Below are 16,681 nucleotides of genomic sequence, written 5' to 3'. Positions count from 1 at the left end.
TATTTAAAGTTTTAGACCACGGATTTTACGGATGAAACGGATTGACACAGATTATATTAAAAATATCCGTGTAAACCTGTTTCATCCGTAAAATCCGTGGGCTATAAATTTATTTCACAACTTCAACCCAGAATCCTTTAGTTCTTGCCAGGAATGTGTTGTCGTACATGGCTTCGCATTGTAATCCAGGTAAATAATAATTTCCTAGATATGATGCGTTTAACAGAATCCTGAAAACTTTTGTTTCTCTCGATTTCATTCCGAAGTAGAAATTAGTTCTGTCGTCACGAATATCGATATAATCGGCAATATTATTTACTGCGTCTCCATAATCTGTGAAACGTGTGTTTACAATTTCGAATCCAGAAGGCAGAATTTGCGATAACGCCACATTTTGAATACTTTCATTTCTTTGGTTTTTAATTGTAACCTCAGCAATAAATTCTGTTCCCTGACTAATTCTTGAAACATCAATAGTACTTCCTTTTCTGTTTTTGAAAACAATATTTGCCGAAACATCACTTTGAACCGCATTTTCATTTCCTATTGGTAAAATTCCAGTGTTCAATACACGAACATAAACCGTATTGTTTTTAAGGTTTTTTAATGTGATACTATTTGTTCCGCTGGCAGCAGACAAACTACGATCTGCGATTGTTTTTTGCGTATTGATCGTTTCTCCTTTACCATTTTTACTAAACTGGATATTGATTCCTTTTGGACCATTGCTAATCGCAAATTTCGACATTGAATACAAGCAGTAAGCTGTTGTCTGCGTACTCATCCATTGATTTGCTGACATTTCTTTGGCTAATTTTGTCGCCGTTGCAAATGCTTTTTGTTTTTGATCTAAAAGAAGCAGCGTTTCTAAAGCCATTGCTCTGTTTCTTTCGTCAGAACCATAATAGTAATAATTATAACCATCCGATCCATCAATACTCGTTTGAAGCAGTAAATTTTGTCCCGCCGATTTTTGTCCAGCTAAGACATAAGCCGCTGCCAAACGAAGTTTACTTTCATTCGAAATTGATTTTGTTTCTCGAAGCCTGTTCATTGACGATAAGTCGGCATTTCCTGCTAAAGCCAAAGTATATAATCTATAAGATTGCGCCAGATCGTTACCGTATTTAGGTTCAAAACGCCATTGTTTTGCTTCTTTTTGCTGATATGAAAGCCATTTTGATTTGAAATTAATTGGCAGTACATAACCTTTTTTCTCTGCTTCAATCAAGAAATGTCCAGCGTATGAAGTTCCCCAATCGTCTGCAATTGCATTTCCCTGCCAGTAAGGTAATCCTCCGTTTGATAACTGGAAGTTTCCTAATCTCTGAATTCCGGCTGCAATATTTTTTTGAATAATATCTTTACGTTTCGCATCAATATCGGCAACATCACTTAAGAATAATTGCGGGAAAACCGACGATGTTGTCTGCTCGACACAACCATGTGGATATTGAATTAAGTATTGCATTCTTCCATTCAAATTCATTGATGGCATAGACGAAACTTCTAATCTCGCTTTATTGCTTCCGGCAACACCAAACGTTTTCCACGAAAGTGTTTTGGTACTATTTGGAGTTAAAACAACATCAGTAAAAGTACTTGTTACCGGATTCGGGTTTGTCATATCGATTTCAACATCATAACTTGATTTCTCATTTCCAGATGTTGCAATGACCTGCACTTTTGCAATTCCGGTTGCAGATCCTACAACTAAATTGAAATACGCCATTTTTTCGTCAGGCTGTGCAAAACTTAGCTTTTGAACCGCACTTCCCACAACTTTCAATCCGTTGCTTGTTTTTATTTGAACAGAAACATTTTTGATTTTATTTTCAGTTGCAAAAATGGTAACCGGAATCGTTACTTTTTCGGATGGCGAAATTTTTCTCGGTAATGAAGCCAAAACCATCAGCGGACTTCTAACCGGAGTTGCTTTTTCTACACTTCCGTATGCACTTGTCGCAGCGTCGCCGGCAACAACCATTGTTCTAACAGATCCAATATATTTAGGCAGTTTTAATTGGTGTGATTTTGTTTCTCCTTTTTCTAATTTAAAAGGTCCATAATATAATACAACTGGTTTAAAACGGTTTGCTTTTTTAGCTTTTCCAACGCCCAAATCCTGATCTCCTCCAATACTGAAAATCTGGTTTATTTTTCCGCCGTAAGCGCCAATTACATCATCATAAACGTCCCATGTTTTTACCCCCAAAGCTTCACGAACATAGAAACTATCCCACGCATTTGGCGTTTTAAAACGGGTTAAATCCAGCAATCCTTCATCAACAACTGCAATTGTATACGTCATTTCTTTTCCTGATTTCTCCCCTACTTTAACCGTAAATGGCTGTTCTGGTTTTAATACATCAGGCATATTAATGGTTGGTGCCAAAATCGTGTTTTTATCTACAACCTCAATCGGGACGATTCCGTACATACGAATTGGCGAATCGTTTTTAGTCGAAGCGTGCGGCTGTAATAATGTGATATTAAAATACACATTTGGTGCCATTGCTGCCGTAATTGGAACTTCAACTTTTGTTTCTCCGTTTTTAGTTTCTGCCCAAAGTGTTTGTACAACGCGAGAACCATTTTCTATAGAAATCAACGCACGTCCGCCTTCGCTTGAAGGGAAAGATATTTGTGCTTTTTCCCCAACGGCATAATTCTTTTTATCGGTAGAAAAAACTAACATATTGGCTGTCGAAGCATCTCTGTTTCTGGTTTTTCCAGACCAAATTGGCCAATCGATATTTACGGTTAAAGCCGTTGCATGGCCGTCGTTTGGATCTTCAACACGAATTAAATAACGCCCCCATTCTTCATCGGTTAAAGCAAATTGAAAACTTCCGCGTCCGTTCGAATCAGTGTTAATTACTGTAGATTTATAAGATGTTGTCGAGTTCGATGAATTATAATTCGATAAATTATCGCTTGAAGAATCCCACCACCATCTCCAATCTACTTTGTAAATTCTTACTTCAAGATTTCGAACTGCTTTTGGTCTTCCGTTTTCATCAACCGTTACCACTTCAAAACGATTATTCGTTCTGGTTTCAAGCATATTGTACTTGTTCAATTCAGGCGATTTTACCCCAACATAGGTTTTATATGGAGAATACGTTGTCGAAATAACATCGGTACTAAAATCACCGCCTTCTTCATACACTTTTGTAATGAATGAAGCGCGAAGCATTCCCGGCGCCTGACCTTGTAATCTTGGCTGAATATTTACAGATGCTTTTCCGCTTTCGTTTAATTTACCTGAAAAAACATTGATTTCTTCTGTGCTAAATTGACGAACCATATCATCAAAGCTATATTTTTCATATCCTTTAAAAGTTGTGGTTTGCTGCGAGAATTTTGCCTGCATTTCTACATTTAAATTCTTAGCAATTGCACCATGAAGCCACGTTACTTCCAGATTATCTGTGTTTGGATAAGATGATGAAAGTGTTTTTCTTGTAAATGTATTTTTGATTTTTAAACGATTTGGTTTGATCGTTTCTATTTTAATGCTCTTATAAAATTTAGCTCCGCCAACGCTTACCATCGCTTCCCAATTTCCGGTTGGTGCATCCTGATTTGTTGGAACTATAAACGCATAATGATTTAAATCGTTTGTTTTTTGAACAGTTTGATAAACGGTTTTTCCATTCGGATCGTTTAATCTGAATTTTATCGGATGCGATTTCGGAAGTTTATTCGCCGCATCATTTAAAATGAAAGACAAATACAAATTATCTCCCGGACGCCACACGCCTCTTTCTCCGTAAATAAATCCTTTTAAACCTTTTTGTAAAGTCTCTCCGGCAACATCAAAATTACTTACAGATAACGAAAGTCCGTCGTCCAATTTTACATACGTCGATTGATCGCCTAAAGTAACAATTGCAAAATAGGCGAATTTATCCAGCTGGAAAGATGCAATTCCTTCGCTGCTTGTTGCTTGCGTCGAAATTTTTTGCTGTTGAAAATTGTACAAATCAACTCTCGCGTTCGAAACCGGTTCTGTCGTTACAATATTATTTACAGCAAATAAATACGATTTGTTTTCACCTCTTTTGGCAATAACTCCTAAATCTGAAGCCAGAATATTAGTTGCAATTTTCGCATTATAATAATACGATCCAGAGCAAGGATCCTGACTTTCTCTCCATTCGTAATCATCGTAATAATAATCGTCGTATGAGTTTCCGCTGTAGTTTACATCATTTTCATCGACTTCTTCTTCCTCTGTTTCATCCTGATCTCCATCTGATGTTTCACATTTATACAGGGCGTATTTCTTTTTATATTCAAACTCAACTCTATAAATCGCTCCCGGTTCCGGTTTTATAATTTTAGATAAATCTAAAGCATAGGTATTCCACTTCGTTAGGTTTACGAGCGTACTTTCTCTTAAATTAAGTGTGGTTTTTGCAATAGGCTGCGCTACTTTTTTGAGGTTTTGCGCACCATTTAATTCATTATATTGAAGAAACTGCAAAATATTGTTTTTGTAAATTTTATAAACCTTTACATCAACGGCACTTAAATTTACGGCTTCGAAATTCAGTTTTAAATTGTTTGAACTTGGCAGAATTGTTCCATTTTTAACGAAACGCACGCTTGGTTTAATCTGATCAAAAGAGATTTTTTCAGAATAGTTCGCTTCCATTTTTTTGCCATACTGGCTTTCAATTCCTTGGAAAACTTCCAAAAGCAATTCTCCAGTAATCACTTGTTCCGGTTCTTCATCTGGAACAACTTCTACTATATCTTCTACCGGAGCTTCTACAACGGCAGCGGCAGAATCAACAGCAACGGCAGCAGAATCAACGGTAACTTCAGCCGTTTCTTCCTCAACAACAACTGGTGCTGGTTCTTCTTTTTTAGGAGCGTTTTGGTTTGTAAAATATACTTTTAGTAAATTCCCTTGTGTAGAAAACTTTAAGTTATTGGTGTTCTGAATCGAAACCAATCCGGCAAAATCCTGTCCTTTTTCTAAAGGTTCAGAAAAATTAATTGAAACCGATTGATTGTTTCCATCAGGAACTTCAACTTTTATAATTTTAAATTCGTTTATACTTGTAATCGGAAAATCGATTTGTCCTTTTTGATCGATATCAAAATCATTTCCGTCATATATAATCTCCAAATTTGAAGCTTCAGAAAAACGCTGAATACTGTCAATTATAAAACGAAATTCTTTGGAAGGACCAGTCGTTTTCTCAAATTTAATTTTAAGATTGTTTCCTTTTTGTTTGGCTTCAACCAATTTTTGAGCCGTTTCAAGATCAATTTTATCTGCTGTTTTTAAAACGCAGTTTAAATATTGATATTCTTTACTGTACGATTGAATATCGCCGGTATTTATGGTAAAATCCTGCTTAACTGTTTTAACCGTAAAGTTGAATTTAGAAAGTTCCTTTTCTTTTTCTTTCGGAATTGCTGTCAGTTTATCTAAGTTTAAAGTAACCTGATATTCTGTTCCAGGATTTAATTTTTTTTCAGGAATAAAAGCAATTGTATTGGTAGAAAGTGCTACCACTTTTCCGTGAACGTTTGGTGAAATATCAAACAAATCGTCGTCTAATTCCTGATTGGGTTTCCAATCATTTTTGTCGAAAGCCAAAACAACCCGAATATCAGAATCGGAAGAAACGATTCCGCTGGTAAAGCTGGTTATGTACTCTTTAAATAATGAAAAATCGGAGTTGAAATCTGCAGCCGATTTTCTGCCGCAGGATTGAAAAATAAAAAACACAAAAAATACGAGAACTAAACCTTTTGCTTTCACTTTTATTTAGAGTTAATGGTTAACAAGTTAGTAATTTAACATGATCGCTGTTTAAAGTCTTAACAGCAAAACGCAAATTAAATTACAATAAAAGTAAAGTATTTTTTGATTCTTTAAGAAGAAAATTCTTTAGCAATAATTATTTAACTTTTGTTGAAGTTTGCAAGTTATTGCAGCATTGATTAAGAGCATCAAACCTTAAAGTTCTGTTCCTAATTTTGACAAAACCTTATTTAATTCGGCAAAATGCTTTTCTGAATTTGATGCATAAAACATTTGATTTCCACTCATAATAATAATTACATCATCAGGACAATTTCCGTAAAAGTTTATTCCATCAAGCCATTGTTTAAAACCAACTCCTTTATCAGCAAAATTCTCTTTAATAAAATCTAATTCCTTCTGCTCTAATTCAAAAAAGGTATTGCATGGAAATTGTAATGCAAAACCAGCTTGCAGAAAAGCCATTGCAGTAAAAAAATCGGATAATTTTTCTGTTTCTAAGTTCCACTCTTTTTCATCAGAACTCATATAAACAGGCGGATCAGGTTTCAACAAATCGTCTTTATGTATTCCCCAAACACAAGCTTTTTGATTTTCAGAATAAAAAATCAAATAGTCATCATGCTTATAATATTGAAAACGCTCTGGTACAATTAGAAAATCCTGTGTATGATTTAAATTTTGAATTTTACCTAGTTCTGTATAATAATCCACAAAAACCTGGGGAAGTTTCCCAAAAATATTTTCAATAGTTTGAACTTCATCAGAAATAAAACCAAAAGGTTCTGTAATATGAAATAGTTTTTTTATTATTGAAAAATCAGTCATAACTTATCGCTTATCAAAATATTCAAAAAGATTTTATTTACGTCTTTCCAGAAAAAAACGCTTCATCAAATCTGCAGCCTCATTAGCCATTACACCAGAAACCACAGTTGTTTTTGGATGCAGTTTTGTTCCCATTGTTATAAAACCTCTCTGCTCGTCGCGCGCACCAAAAACGATTTTCGAAATCTGGCTCCAATACAAAGCTCCTGCACACATTTGGCAAGGTTCAAGCGTTACATAAAGTGTGCAGTCTTTTAAATATTTTCCGCCAAGGAAATTCGCAGCGGCGGTTATGGACTGCATTTCGGCATGAGCGGTAACGTCATTAAGTAATTCTGTCAAATTATGGCTTCTTGCAATTACTTTATCGGCTACAACAATAATGGCCCCAACAGGAATTTCGCCTTTAGCAAAAGCTTCTTCCGCTTCCTGCAAAGCTTTTTTCATGAAATATTCGTCGGTGAAAGGGTTTATCATAATTGCAAAAATAGGATTTTAGAACTTATTTTTTATTACATTTATTTTTTGATATTTGAATATGGAAGAAAAACATAAAATAATAATTCCTAAACCTTGTGGTGAAAACTGGAACAAAATGACGCCAAACGAAAATGGCCGGTTTTGTTTGAGCTGTTCTAAAACGGTTGTTGATTTTACTTCCATGCTTCCTGATGAAATTCAGCATTTTTTCATTCAAAATCAAAACGAAAGAATTTGCGGAAAATTTAAAAACGAGCAATTAGATTCTATTACAATTCAAATTCCAAGTCGGGTTTTATATACGCAGACGAAGTACCATAAAATGTTTTTGCTGGCTTTGTTTGTTACAATGGGGACTACTTTATTTAGCTGTCAGGATAAAAATGAGAAGAAACAAAAAATTGATAAAGTAGAAATTGTTGAGAATGATACAATATCTGCTACTACATTGGGTATGCCTGTCGTTCCCGATGATCATCAAATAAAAACCGAAGACATAACTATTAATTATGATGATATTTTTAGTCCAATAAGTTTAGATGTCATACCTGAGCCAAAAAATGGAATGAAAAAGTTTTATGCCTTTGTTAACGATAATTATGTTATCCCCAATAAAACAGAAAAATATACCGGAAAAATATATGTCTCGTTTGTAATAGAAAAAGATGGAAGTTTAAGTACTTTCAAAATATTACGTGATGCCGGAACCGGAACTGGCGAAGAAGCTATTAGAGTTTTAAAAATGTCCCCAAAATGGAATCCGGGAAAATTAAACAATCATGCCGTTAGAACATCTTTGAACTTACCAATTTCTTTTAAGCAATAAATAATGAATAGAAAACATAAAATCACAATTCCTGAACCATGTCATGAAGACTGGAACAAAATGACTCCAGATGGAAATGGTCGTTTCTGTTTAAGCTGCTCTAAAACTGTTGTTGATTTTACAGCAATGCTTCCTGATGAAATTCAGCATTTTTTCATTCAAAATCAAAATAATAAAATTTGCGGAAGATTTAGAAAATCGCAATTAGATTCTGTTACAATTCAAATTCCAAGTCGAATTTTGTATGCACAGACTAATTACTATAAAATGTTTTTATTGGCATTATTTGTGGCAATGGGAACAACTTTGTTTAGCTGTGCAGATAAAGAAGGAAATAAGAAAAAAATTGATAAAGTTGAAGTTGTAAAAGATACCGTTGCTAAAGAAAGAATTATGGTTGGAGACGTTCCAATTAATCCGAATGATGCTCATCATAACCCTTTACCGCCACCTCCTCCGCCTCCAAAAGTTGATCAGGTTAAATTTGTAAAAAATCCTGTAAATAATACTAAAAAAGAAAAATCTGCAAAGCTAAATTGTAAAAAAGCTGTGGAAGAAGAAGAAGATAATTCAACATTTGTTACTGGTGCGGTTATGCAGACAAATGCAGAATTTCCTGGTGGAATTGATCAATTTTACACATTTTTTGCAAAAGAATTTAAAAAACCAGAAGGCTCAAATATTGGAAAAGCGAAAATAATTCTTGCGTTTGCTGTAGAAAAAAACGGTTCTGTATCTTATCTTCAATCTCAACCTGCTGTCGACCAGCCTTTAGAAAAAGAACTTATCCGAGTTTTAAGTTTATGTCCAAAATGGCAGCCGGGAGAATCAAATGGAAAAAAAATTAAAATGCAGTATTCTTTACCAATAGTATTGCAGTAGATCTCACTTATAAAATTAAATTTAAAACCGTAAATTTGCTTTTTACCTTACAATGAAAAGCAATTTACTTTCGAACATATACAATCCTGCCGATTTACGTCTTTTAAAAGAAGAGCAGCTTACTGAGGTTGCTCAGGAATTACGCCAGTTTATTATTGATGTGGTTTCTGTAAAAGAAGGGCATTTAGGTGCCAGTTTAGGTGTAATCGAACTGACAATTGCTTTGCATTATGTTTTTAATACGCCCGAAGATTTGTTAGTTTGGGACGTTGGTCATCAAGCTTACGGACATAAAATTTTAACCGAAAGAAGGGAAATTTTTCATACGAACAGACAAATTGGAGGAATTTCGGGTTTCCCAAAAAGAGCTGAAAGTGTTTACGATACTTTTGGCGTTGGACATTCTTCTACTTCTATTTCTGCAGCATTGGGAATGGCGATTGCTTCTAAACTAAAAGGAGATTTCGACAAACAACATATTGCAGTTATTGGCGATGCTTCTATCGCAAGCGGAATGGCTTTTGAAGGCTTAAACCATGCCGGAGTTACCGATGCTAATATTCTTGTAATTTTAAACGACAACGCTATTGGAATTGACCCAAGTGTTGGTGCTTTAAAAAAATATCTTACTGCGGTTAAAAACGGAAAAAATCCGAAGCAGAATAACATTATCAAATCTTTGAATTTTGATTATTCCGGTCCAATCGACGGACATGATTTTCCAACTTTAATCAAAGAATTAAATAGATTAAAAAAGATAAAAGGCCCAAAGTTTCTTCATATTGTAACTACTAAAGGAAAAGGTTTACAGCAAGCTGAGGAGAATCAGGTAAAATATCATGCACCCGGAAAATTTGATGCTTCAACCGGAGAAATTCATTTAAAATCAGAAGAAAATCTTCCTCCAAAATATCAGGATGTTTTTGGTTTAACGATTTTAGATTTAGCCAAAAAGAACGAAAAAATAATAGGAATAACGCCTGCAATGCCATCTGGAAGTTCTTTAAAATTCATGATGGATGAACTGCCGGAACGTGCTTTTGATGTGGGAATTGCAGAACAGCATGCCGTAACGCTTGCTGCCGGAATGGCAACGCAGGGAATGATAGTGTATTGCAATATTTATTCGACTTTTTTACAGCGCGCTTACGATCAGGTTATTCATGATGTGGCGTTGCAAAATTTACCCGTTATTTTTTGTTTGGACAGAGCTGGTTTAGTTGGCGAAGACGGCGCCACGCATCACGGTGTTTTTGACATTGCTTATCTGCGTTCTATACCTAACATGATTATTTATGCGCCAATTAATGAAATTGCGCTTCAAAACATTTTATATACGGCTCAATTAGGCTTATTAAATCATCCCATTGCGATTCGATATCCAAGAGGACGCGGCGTCTTACAAAACTGGGAAGTAGAAAATTTCGGACATTACGAAAAAATTAATATTGGAGAAGGAAACTGCTTAAAAAACGGTACAAAAACAGCTATTTTATCTACAGGGGCAATTGGAAATAATGTAATCGAAGCTATAAATCAATGTTCGAATTCTGATGATCTGGCACATTATGATTTTTCTTTTATTAAACCACTAAATATCAATCTATTAAATACTATTTTTTCAACTTTCGAAAATATAATTACAATTGAAGACGGAGTAAAAAAAGGCGGATTTGGAAGTGCTGTTTTGGAATTTGCTGCCACAAATAACTTCAAAAATGATGTCAAAATTTTGGGTATTCCAGACGAGTTTATTGAACATGGAAGCGTGCTGAAGCTACAACAATTGTGTGAAATTGACGTTAAATCTTTAATAAATCTTTTTTCAAACGGTGTAAAATAATTATTTTGCAACACCAAAAATACAAAAATAAGCCTAATGAAATTATTACGTTCTACCCTTTTGCTTCTGTTGCTTCTCTTTTCTTCAAAAAACTTTGCGCAGCTTATACAAACGACTTTAGATCCAAATCAAGTACCTAAACTGCCTTCAAACTGGACTAAAAAAAATCAAGTGGGTTTTGATATTTCAGAGATCGCTTTTGTGAATTGGAGTGCCGGGGGAACAAGTTCTATTTCTGGTTTATTTAAGGGTGAATTTGGACGAACTTTTGTAAAAGGAAATCATAAGTGGGTTAACGAACTTATTGTTAAGTATGGTTTAAACAAACAAGACGGGACTGAACTTAGAAAAACAGACGATGCTGTTTTATTAAACTCAACATACGGATTTAGAAAAGATACGGTTTCAAACTGGTATTATTCTGCTAAATTTAACTTCAATACACAATTTACAGACGGTTACAATTATCCAAACCGGGATATTGCAATCTCTAGGCCTTTTGCTCCAGCTTATATATTTCTGGGAGCGGGAGCTGAAAATTCAGACAAAAAGAAAAACAGAACTTTTTACTTCTCTCCTATTACGTTAAAAACTACTTTGGTATTAGATCAATACCTGGCAAATCAAGGTTCTTTTGGTGTGAAAAAAGCGGTTTATGCACCAGATCCTTTAGATCCTAATAATCAAATTTTAATTGAGGAAGGACAAAAAGTAAAAGCGGAGTTTGGTATTCTTTTTACGGCATACATGAAAAGCGAAATCTTTAAAAACATTTTTTACGAAAACAGATTAAGTTTATATACCGATTATTTAAACAGATTTGGAAATGTCGATGTCGATTACGATACGCGTTTAGATCTTGTTGTAAATGCTTATGTAAAAGCAAATATTGGTATTCATTTAGTTTATGATGATGATATTAAAACTAAAAAAGATGTTGTCGATCCTGTAACCGGAAGTACTTCGCAGGTTAACGACGGACCAAGAGCGCAATTACGCCAAGTTCTTGGTGTTGGTTTAGTTTATGCTTTTCAATAAATAAAATTCATACTATAAAAAAAAGTGCCTGTAAACAAACATACAGGCACTTTTTTATACTATAATTTGAACATTAATTCTTTTTTCTTCCCTGAATCATTTCGTATAATTCTAACGCATTTCCATCTGTTAAAAGAGAAACGTAATGACAAATATGAAGCAGACGTTCATATAAATTACCTTTCTCTAAATTATGTTTTTCCGGCAGCATTTTCAGGATTAATTTATCATAATTTGATGCTGTCCCTTCGTATTTGTTATTGAATGCAGTAATAAACTTATCAAGCAGAGTCTGAATGATTTGATAACCAACAATTTCTTTTTCGATAACTTCACGGCTTTGATAGATTTTTTCAACGCTTAAGTTGATAATATCATTCATCTGTGCTTTGTATTTACTTTTGTCTGTTAAAGCAAAAGGGAAATTTCCGGCCAGAATTGCTTCTTCATTTTCTACGAAAACATCGACGGCGTCGTTAATTAAGGCTCCAATTGCTAAGGCACGCAAATAACTAATTCTGTCTTCTTTTGTTTCTAATAATTTATATTTGGCAACGCCAATATTGTCTTTTACTAATTTGATTAAGTATTCTAAAGCATAATCTTCAGAAACTAAACCAAGATTGATTCCGTCTTCAAAATCGATAATCGTGTAGCAAATATCATCTGCGGCTTCAACTAAATAAGCTAAAGGATGTCTTTCAAAACCAATATCTCCATCTTCTTTATTTGGGATCATTCCCATATCTTCGGCAACTTCTTCAAAAAAAGCTTTGTCAGACTGGAAGAAACCGTATTTTTTATCAGCAATATTATTGGTTGGTTTTTTTGGAAGACTTTCTTTAGGATATTTCATAAAAGCACCTAATGTTGCGTATGAAATTCTAAGTCCGCCTTCAATTCCCGGACGGCTTGCCGTTAGTACCGAAAATCCATTGGCATTTCCTTCAAAATCAATTAAATCCTGCCATTGTTTTGCTGTTAATTTATCTTTGTATTTTAATCCTTTTCCGGTAGAGAAATATTCGCCAATTGCTTTTTCTCCCGAATGTCCAAAAGGCGGATTCCCGATATCATGCGCTAATGAAGCAGCGGCTACAATTGCCCCAAAATCATTCATATGATAACCGTGAATTTCTTTTAAATAAGGATATTTTTCGATGATTTTTTTACCTACCAAACGTCCTAAAGATCTTCCCACAACAGAAACTTCTAAACTGTGCGTTAATCTGGTATGCACGAAATCTGTTTTAGAAAGCGGAATTACCTGGGTTTTATCCTGCAGAGAACGAAATGCTGCCGAGAAAATAATTCGGTCATAATCGACTTCAAAACCTAATCGTGTATCATCTTGTTCTACACGTAATCTTTTGCTTGTATCTCCCTGACGTTTTAATGATAAAAGTTGTTCCCAGTTCATTGTTCTATTTTAGATTGTAGATTATTGATTTTAGATTGAGGATCTAAACGTCAAAAATACATTTTATTTTAGGATAATATTAAATAAAAATAGGCTGTAGATTAATTTGAATTAAAAGATTAAATATTTTGTTCGCCACGAATTTCACGAATTTTCACGAATTAATTTATACACAATGATTTGTGAAAATTCGTGAAATTCGTGGCAAAAAACCTAACCATCAATCCTAAAAAATCATTATAATCTGTGCAATCTGTGGCAAAAAAAAGATTAAAACTCTAATGCGGTACTGTGTTTTATTTCTCCCATTACAAAAATACTGTTCGTATTTCCGATGTTTTCTATCGTTGACAATTTATTCATTACAAAATCTTGATAACTAGCCATATCCTGGACGAGAATTTTTAGCATAAAATCGTAATCGCCCGCAATATTATAACATTCTATAATTTCAGGAAGTGCTACGATATCTTTTACAAAATTACTTCCCACGTTTTTAGCGTGTTCTTTTAAACGGACATTGCAAAAAACTGTCATACCGCGGTTCATTTTCTTTCTATCAAGTAATGCCACATACTTTGTTATAAATCCGTCCCTTTCTAACCTTTTTATACGCTCATAAACAGGCGTTACAGTAAGAAATAATTTACTGGCGAGGTCTTTTGTGTTGATATTTGAGTTTTCCTGAAGGTGTTTCAGGATAAGTAAATCGGTTTTATCCAGGTTTTCCATAGTTTTTTTTACGGCTAAAGGTTCGTTTGAAAGATATTTACAGTAATAAAATCTTTTTAAAATCATTTTTAAAATACATTTTACTGAAATAAGTATCAAATATAAGTTATAAAATCTAATACAATAAATTTGTTCAGTAAAAAATACTGAAATCAAAATGAAAACAAATAATTTAGGTTATCCAAGAATCGGGAGCAACAGAGAATTAAAAAAAGCCAGTGAATTGTATTGGGCAGGAAAAATTTCGGCAGATGAACTTATCGATGCCGGAAAAGAAATTCGTATCAAAAACTGGCATTTACAATCACAAGCCGGAGTTGATTTGATTCCGTCAAATGACTTTTCTTTTTATGATCAGGTTTTGGATTTGACTTTGACAGTTGGTGCAATTCCGCAGCGTTACCACGAATTTGCAAGAAAAAATTCATCTCTGGATTTGTATTTTGCAATGGCAAGAGGCGCGCAAAAAGAAGGTCAGGATGTTGTAGCAATGGAAATGACAAAATGGTTCGACACAAACTATCATTATATTGTTCCTGAATTTACAAAGACCCAAAAATTTGAATTGTTTTCAGAAAAAATAATCAATGAATTTAAAGAAGCAAATGCTTTAGGAATTGCAACAAAACCAGTTTTAATTGGGCCAATTTCGTATTTACTTTTAGGAAAAGAAAAGGAAGAAGGTTTTAACCGAATTGATCTTATTGATGCTTTATTGCCTGTTTATTTCGAAATTTTCGAAAAATTACAAGCAGAAAATGCAGAATATATTCAGCTTGACGAACCTTTTTTAGCTTTAAATTTAACTGATAAAGAAAGAAATACATTTACACAGGTTTATAACGAAATCAATATTCGTTTCCCAAAACTTAAAATCATTTTAGCAAATTATTTTGACTGTTTCGGAGAAAATTTAGAAACAGCTTTGGCTCTTCCGGTTGATACTTTCCATTTAGATTTAGTTAGATGCCCACTTCAGTTAGATGATATTTTAGAATCCGGAAAACTGGCTTCAAACGTAAATCTTTCTTTGGGAGTTGTTGACGGGAGAAATATCTGGAAAAATGATTTCAAAAAATCTTTAGAATTAATCAAAAAAGCAACTGATGCTTTAGGTAAAGACAGAATTTTAGTTGGGCCTTCTTGCTCTTTAATCCACAGTCCGTGCGATTTAGATTTAGAAACAAACGACGAAACTCTCACGCCTGAAATCAAACAATGGCTTGCTTTTGCGAAGCAGAAAATCAACGAAATTGTACTTTTAAAACAAATTGCTTCAGGTGAAGTTGATGTTAAAACTTCTGTTGACTACGAAAGAAACGTAATTGCAAATGAAAACCGTAAAACTTCAAAATTAATTCATAATAACGATGTTAAAGCGCGTGTTGCCGGAATTACAGCTTCTGATGATAAACGTAAAAGTGCTTTTGCAGCGAGAAGAAAAAGTCAGATTGAAGCTTTAAATCTCCCATTATTTCCAACAACAACAATTGGATCTTTCCCTCAAACAGCTGAAGTGAGAAGCTGGAGAGCGAAATTCAAAAAAGGGGAACTAACTACCGAGCAATACAATGATTTGATCGAAAAAGAAACCGAAGCTACGATTCGTTTTCAGGAAGAAACCGGAATTGATGTTCTGGTTCACGGAGAATTTGAACGTAATGATATGGTGGAATATTTCGGCGAACAATTGGCCGGATTTACTTTTACCAAAAATGGCTGGGTTCAAAGTTACGGAAGCCGATGTGTAAAACCTCCGGTTATTTATGGTGACGTTTCAAGACCAAACCCTATGACGGTAAAATGGTCTAAATATGCACAGTCTTTAACTCCAAAATGGGTAAAAGGAATGCTTACAGGACCAGTAACAATTTTACAATGGTCGTTTGTACGTAACGATCAGCCTCGTTCTGAAACTTGTACGCAAATCGCTTTGGCAATTCGTGACGAAGTTGTGGATTTAGAAAAAGCGGGAATCAAAATTATTCAAATTGACGAGCCTGCAATTCGTGAAGGTTTACCTTTAAGAAAAGAAGAATGGGCGAAATATTTAGACTGGGCTGTAAAAGCTTTCCGTATTTCTGCAAGCGGTGTAAATGATGATACGCAAATTCATACACACATGTGTTACAGCGAATTCAACGACATTATTCAAAACATTGCCGATATGGATGCCGATGTTATTACAATTGAATGTTCTCGTTCGCAAATGGAGCTTTTAGATGCTTTTGCCAACTTTAAATATCCAAACGAAATTGGACCCGGCGTTTATGATATTCACTCACCGCGTGTGCCTTCGAGTGCAGAAATGGTTCGTTTGTTAGAAAAAGCTTCGGCAGTAATTCCTGTAGATCAATTATGGGTAAATCCTGATTGTGGTTTAAAAACCCGTCATTGGGATGAAACCAAAAAAGCTTTAATCGAAATGGTTGCAGCGGCTCAGGAAATGCGCGCTGCGGTTGAAAGTCCTGTAAATTAATAGTTCTTTTTAGATATATTTTTGTTTTTTAGTGTCAGCTTAGTGAAGTCGGGAATTAGTTATGACTTAGTTTCGACTTCACTTTTGCGGGCATTATTTTTTTTAAGCAGAAGACTTTTTGTTTTCAAAAAATCTTAGCGAACAATACGCTATCTTAATACAAAATGTTTTATTCGATATTCGTTGCGTAGACGCACTGCAGTGCGTCTCTACAGAACAAAATACGTGTATGATTATCAAAGAAAAATCAACACAAAGCATATCGTAGAGACGCACCGCAGTGCGTCTTATGCGAAAAGGATACACTCAATGGGATTCTATCAATAAAAAAAGCACCCCAATTGGAGTGCTTTTCTGAAATTGAA

General features: G+C 34.5%; 10 protein-coding genes. 5 read left to right on the top strand and 5 right to left on the bottom strand.

Features of this window, described 5'->3' with window-relative positions; all coding sequences use genetic code 11:
* Positions 1-109: 109 nt before the first annotated feature.
* From NLJ00_RS08090 to NLJ00_RS08080, 3 genes are all read right to left on the bottom strand, one after another.
* The gene (locus NLJ00_RS08090; protein WP_256636841.1) at positions 110-5,785 is read right to left on the bottom strand and encodes an alpha-2-macroglobulin family protein; all 5,676 of its coding nucleotides are present in this window, start codon (positions 5,783-5,785) and stop codon (positions 110-112) included.
* Between the two features lie 198 nt (positions 5,786-5,983).
* Positions 5,984-6,616 (bottom strand): hypothetical protein, encoded by a 633-nt coding sequence (locus tag NLJ00_RS08085; RefSeq protein WP_256636840.1) that lies wholly within the window; start codon positions 6,614-6,616, stop codon positions 5,984-5,986.
* Positions 6,617-6,649: 33 nt separating this feature from the next.
* Positions 6,650-7,093, bottom strand: a complete 444-nt coding sequence (locus NLJ00_RS08080; RefSeq protein WP_180856818.1) for a nucleoside deaminase — start codon at positions 7,091-7,093, stop codon at positions 6,650-6,652.
* Between the two features lie 61 nt (positions 7,094-7,154).
* Between NLJ00_RS08080 and NLJ00_RS08075 the strand changes: the two genes are divergently transcribed.
* The 4 genes from NLJ00_RS08075 to NLJ00_RS08060 are packed head-to-tail and all read left to right on the top strand — an operon-like array spanning position 7,155 to position 11,685.
* Positions 7,155-7,922 carry an energy transducer TonB gene (locus NLJ00_RS08075; protein ID WP_256636839.1) on the top strand — a complete coding sequence of 256 codons (768 nt, stop codon included), beginning with the start codon at positions 7,155-7,157 and terminating at the stop codon, positions 7,920-7,922.
* 3 nt (positions 7,923-7,925) lie between these two features.
* Entirely contained in the window at positions 7,926-8,804 is an 879-nt protein-coding gene (locus tag NLJ00_RS08070; protein ID WP_256636838.1) for a hypothetical protein, read from the top strand.
* Positions 8,805-8,856: 52 nt separating this feature from the next.
* Positions 8,857-10,647: a 1-deoxy-D-xylulose-5-phosphate synthase gene (locus NLJ00_RS08065; RefSeq protein WP_256636837.1), complete on the top strand. Its 1,791-nt coding sequence runs from the start codon at positions 8,857-8,859 to the stop codon at positions 10,645-10,647.
* A gap of 36 nt (positions 10,648-10,683) precedes the next feature.
* Positions 10,684-11,685: a DUF3078 domain-containing protein gene (locus tag NLJ00_RS08060; RefSeq protein ID WP_256636836.1), complete on the top strand. Its 1,002-nt coding sequence runs from the start codon at positions 10,684-10,686 to the stop codon at positions 11,683-11,685.
* 73 nt (positions 11,686-11,758) lie between these two features.
* Here the strand turns inward: NLJ00_RS08060 and NLJ00_RS08055 are convergent, their stop codons facing one another.
* Both NLJ00_RS08055 and NLJ00_RS08050 read right to left on the bottom strand, forming a co-directional pair.
* Positions 11,759-13,105 (bottom strand): deoxyguanosinetriphosphate triphosphohydrolase, encoded by a 1,347-nt coding sequence (locus tag NLJ00_RS08055; RefSeq protein WP_256636835.1) that lies wholly within the window; start codon positions 13,103-13,105, stop codon positions 11,759-11,761.
* 270 nt (positions 13,106-13,375) lie between these two features.
* A complete protein-coding gene (locus tag NLJ00_RS08050) occupies positions 13,376-13,837 on the bottom strand; it encodes an Lrp/AsnC family transcriptional regulator (RefSeq protein WP_029271860.1) in 462 nt (153 codons plus the stop codon).
* 157 nt (positions 13,838-13,994) lie between these two features.
* Here NLJ00_RS08050 and metE point away from each other — a divergent pair, with 157 nt between their 5' ends.
* Positions 13,995-16,316, top strand: a complete 2,322-nt coding sequence (gene metE, locus NLJ00_RS08045; RefSeq protein WP_256636834.1) for a 5-methyltetrahydropteroyltriglutamate--homocysteine S-methyltransferase — start codon at positions 13,995-13,997, stop codon at positions 16,314-16,316.
* Positions 16,317-16,681 lie beyond the last annotated feature (365 nt).

Source organism: Flavobacterium panici, from assembly GCF_024499525.1.
Lineage (GTDB): Bacteria > Bacteroidota > Bacteroidia > Flavobacteriales > Flavobacteriaceae > Flavobacterium > Flavobacterium panici.
Note: the sequence above shows the minus strand (reverse complement) of the source record. Positions and strands in the feature narration are given on the sequence as shown.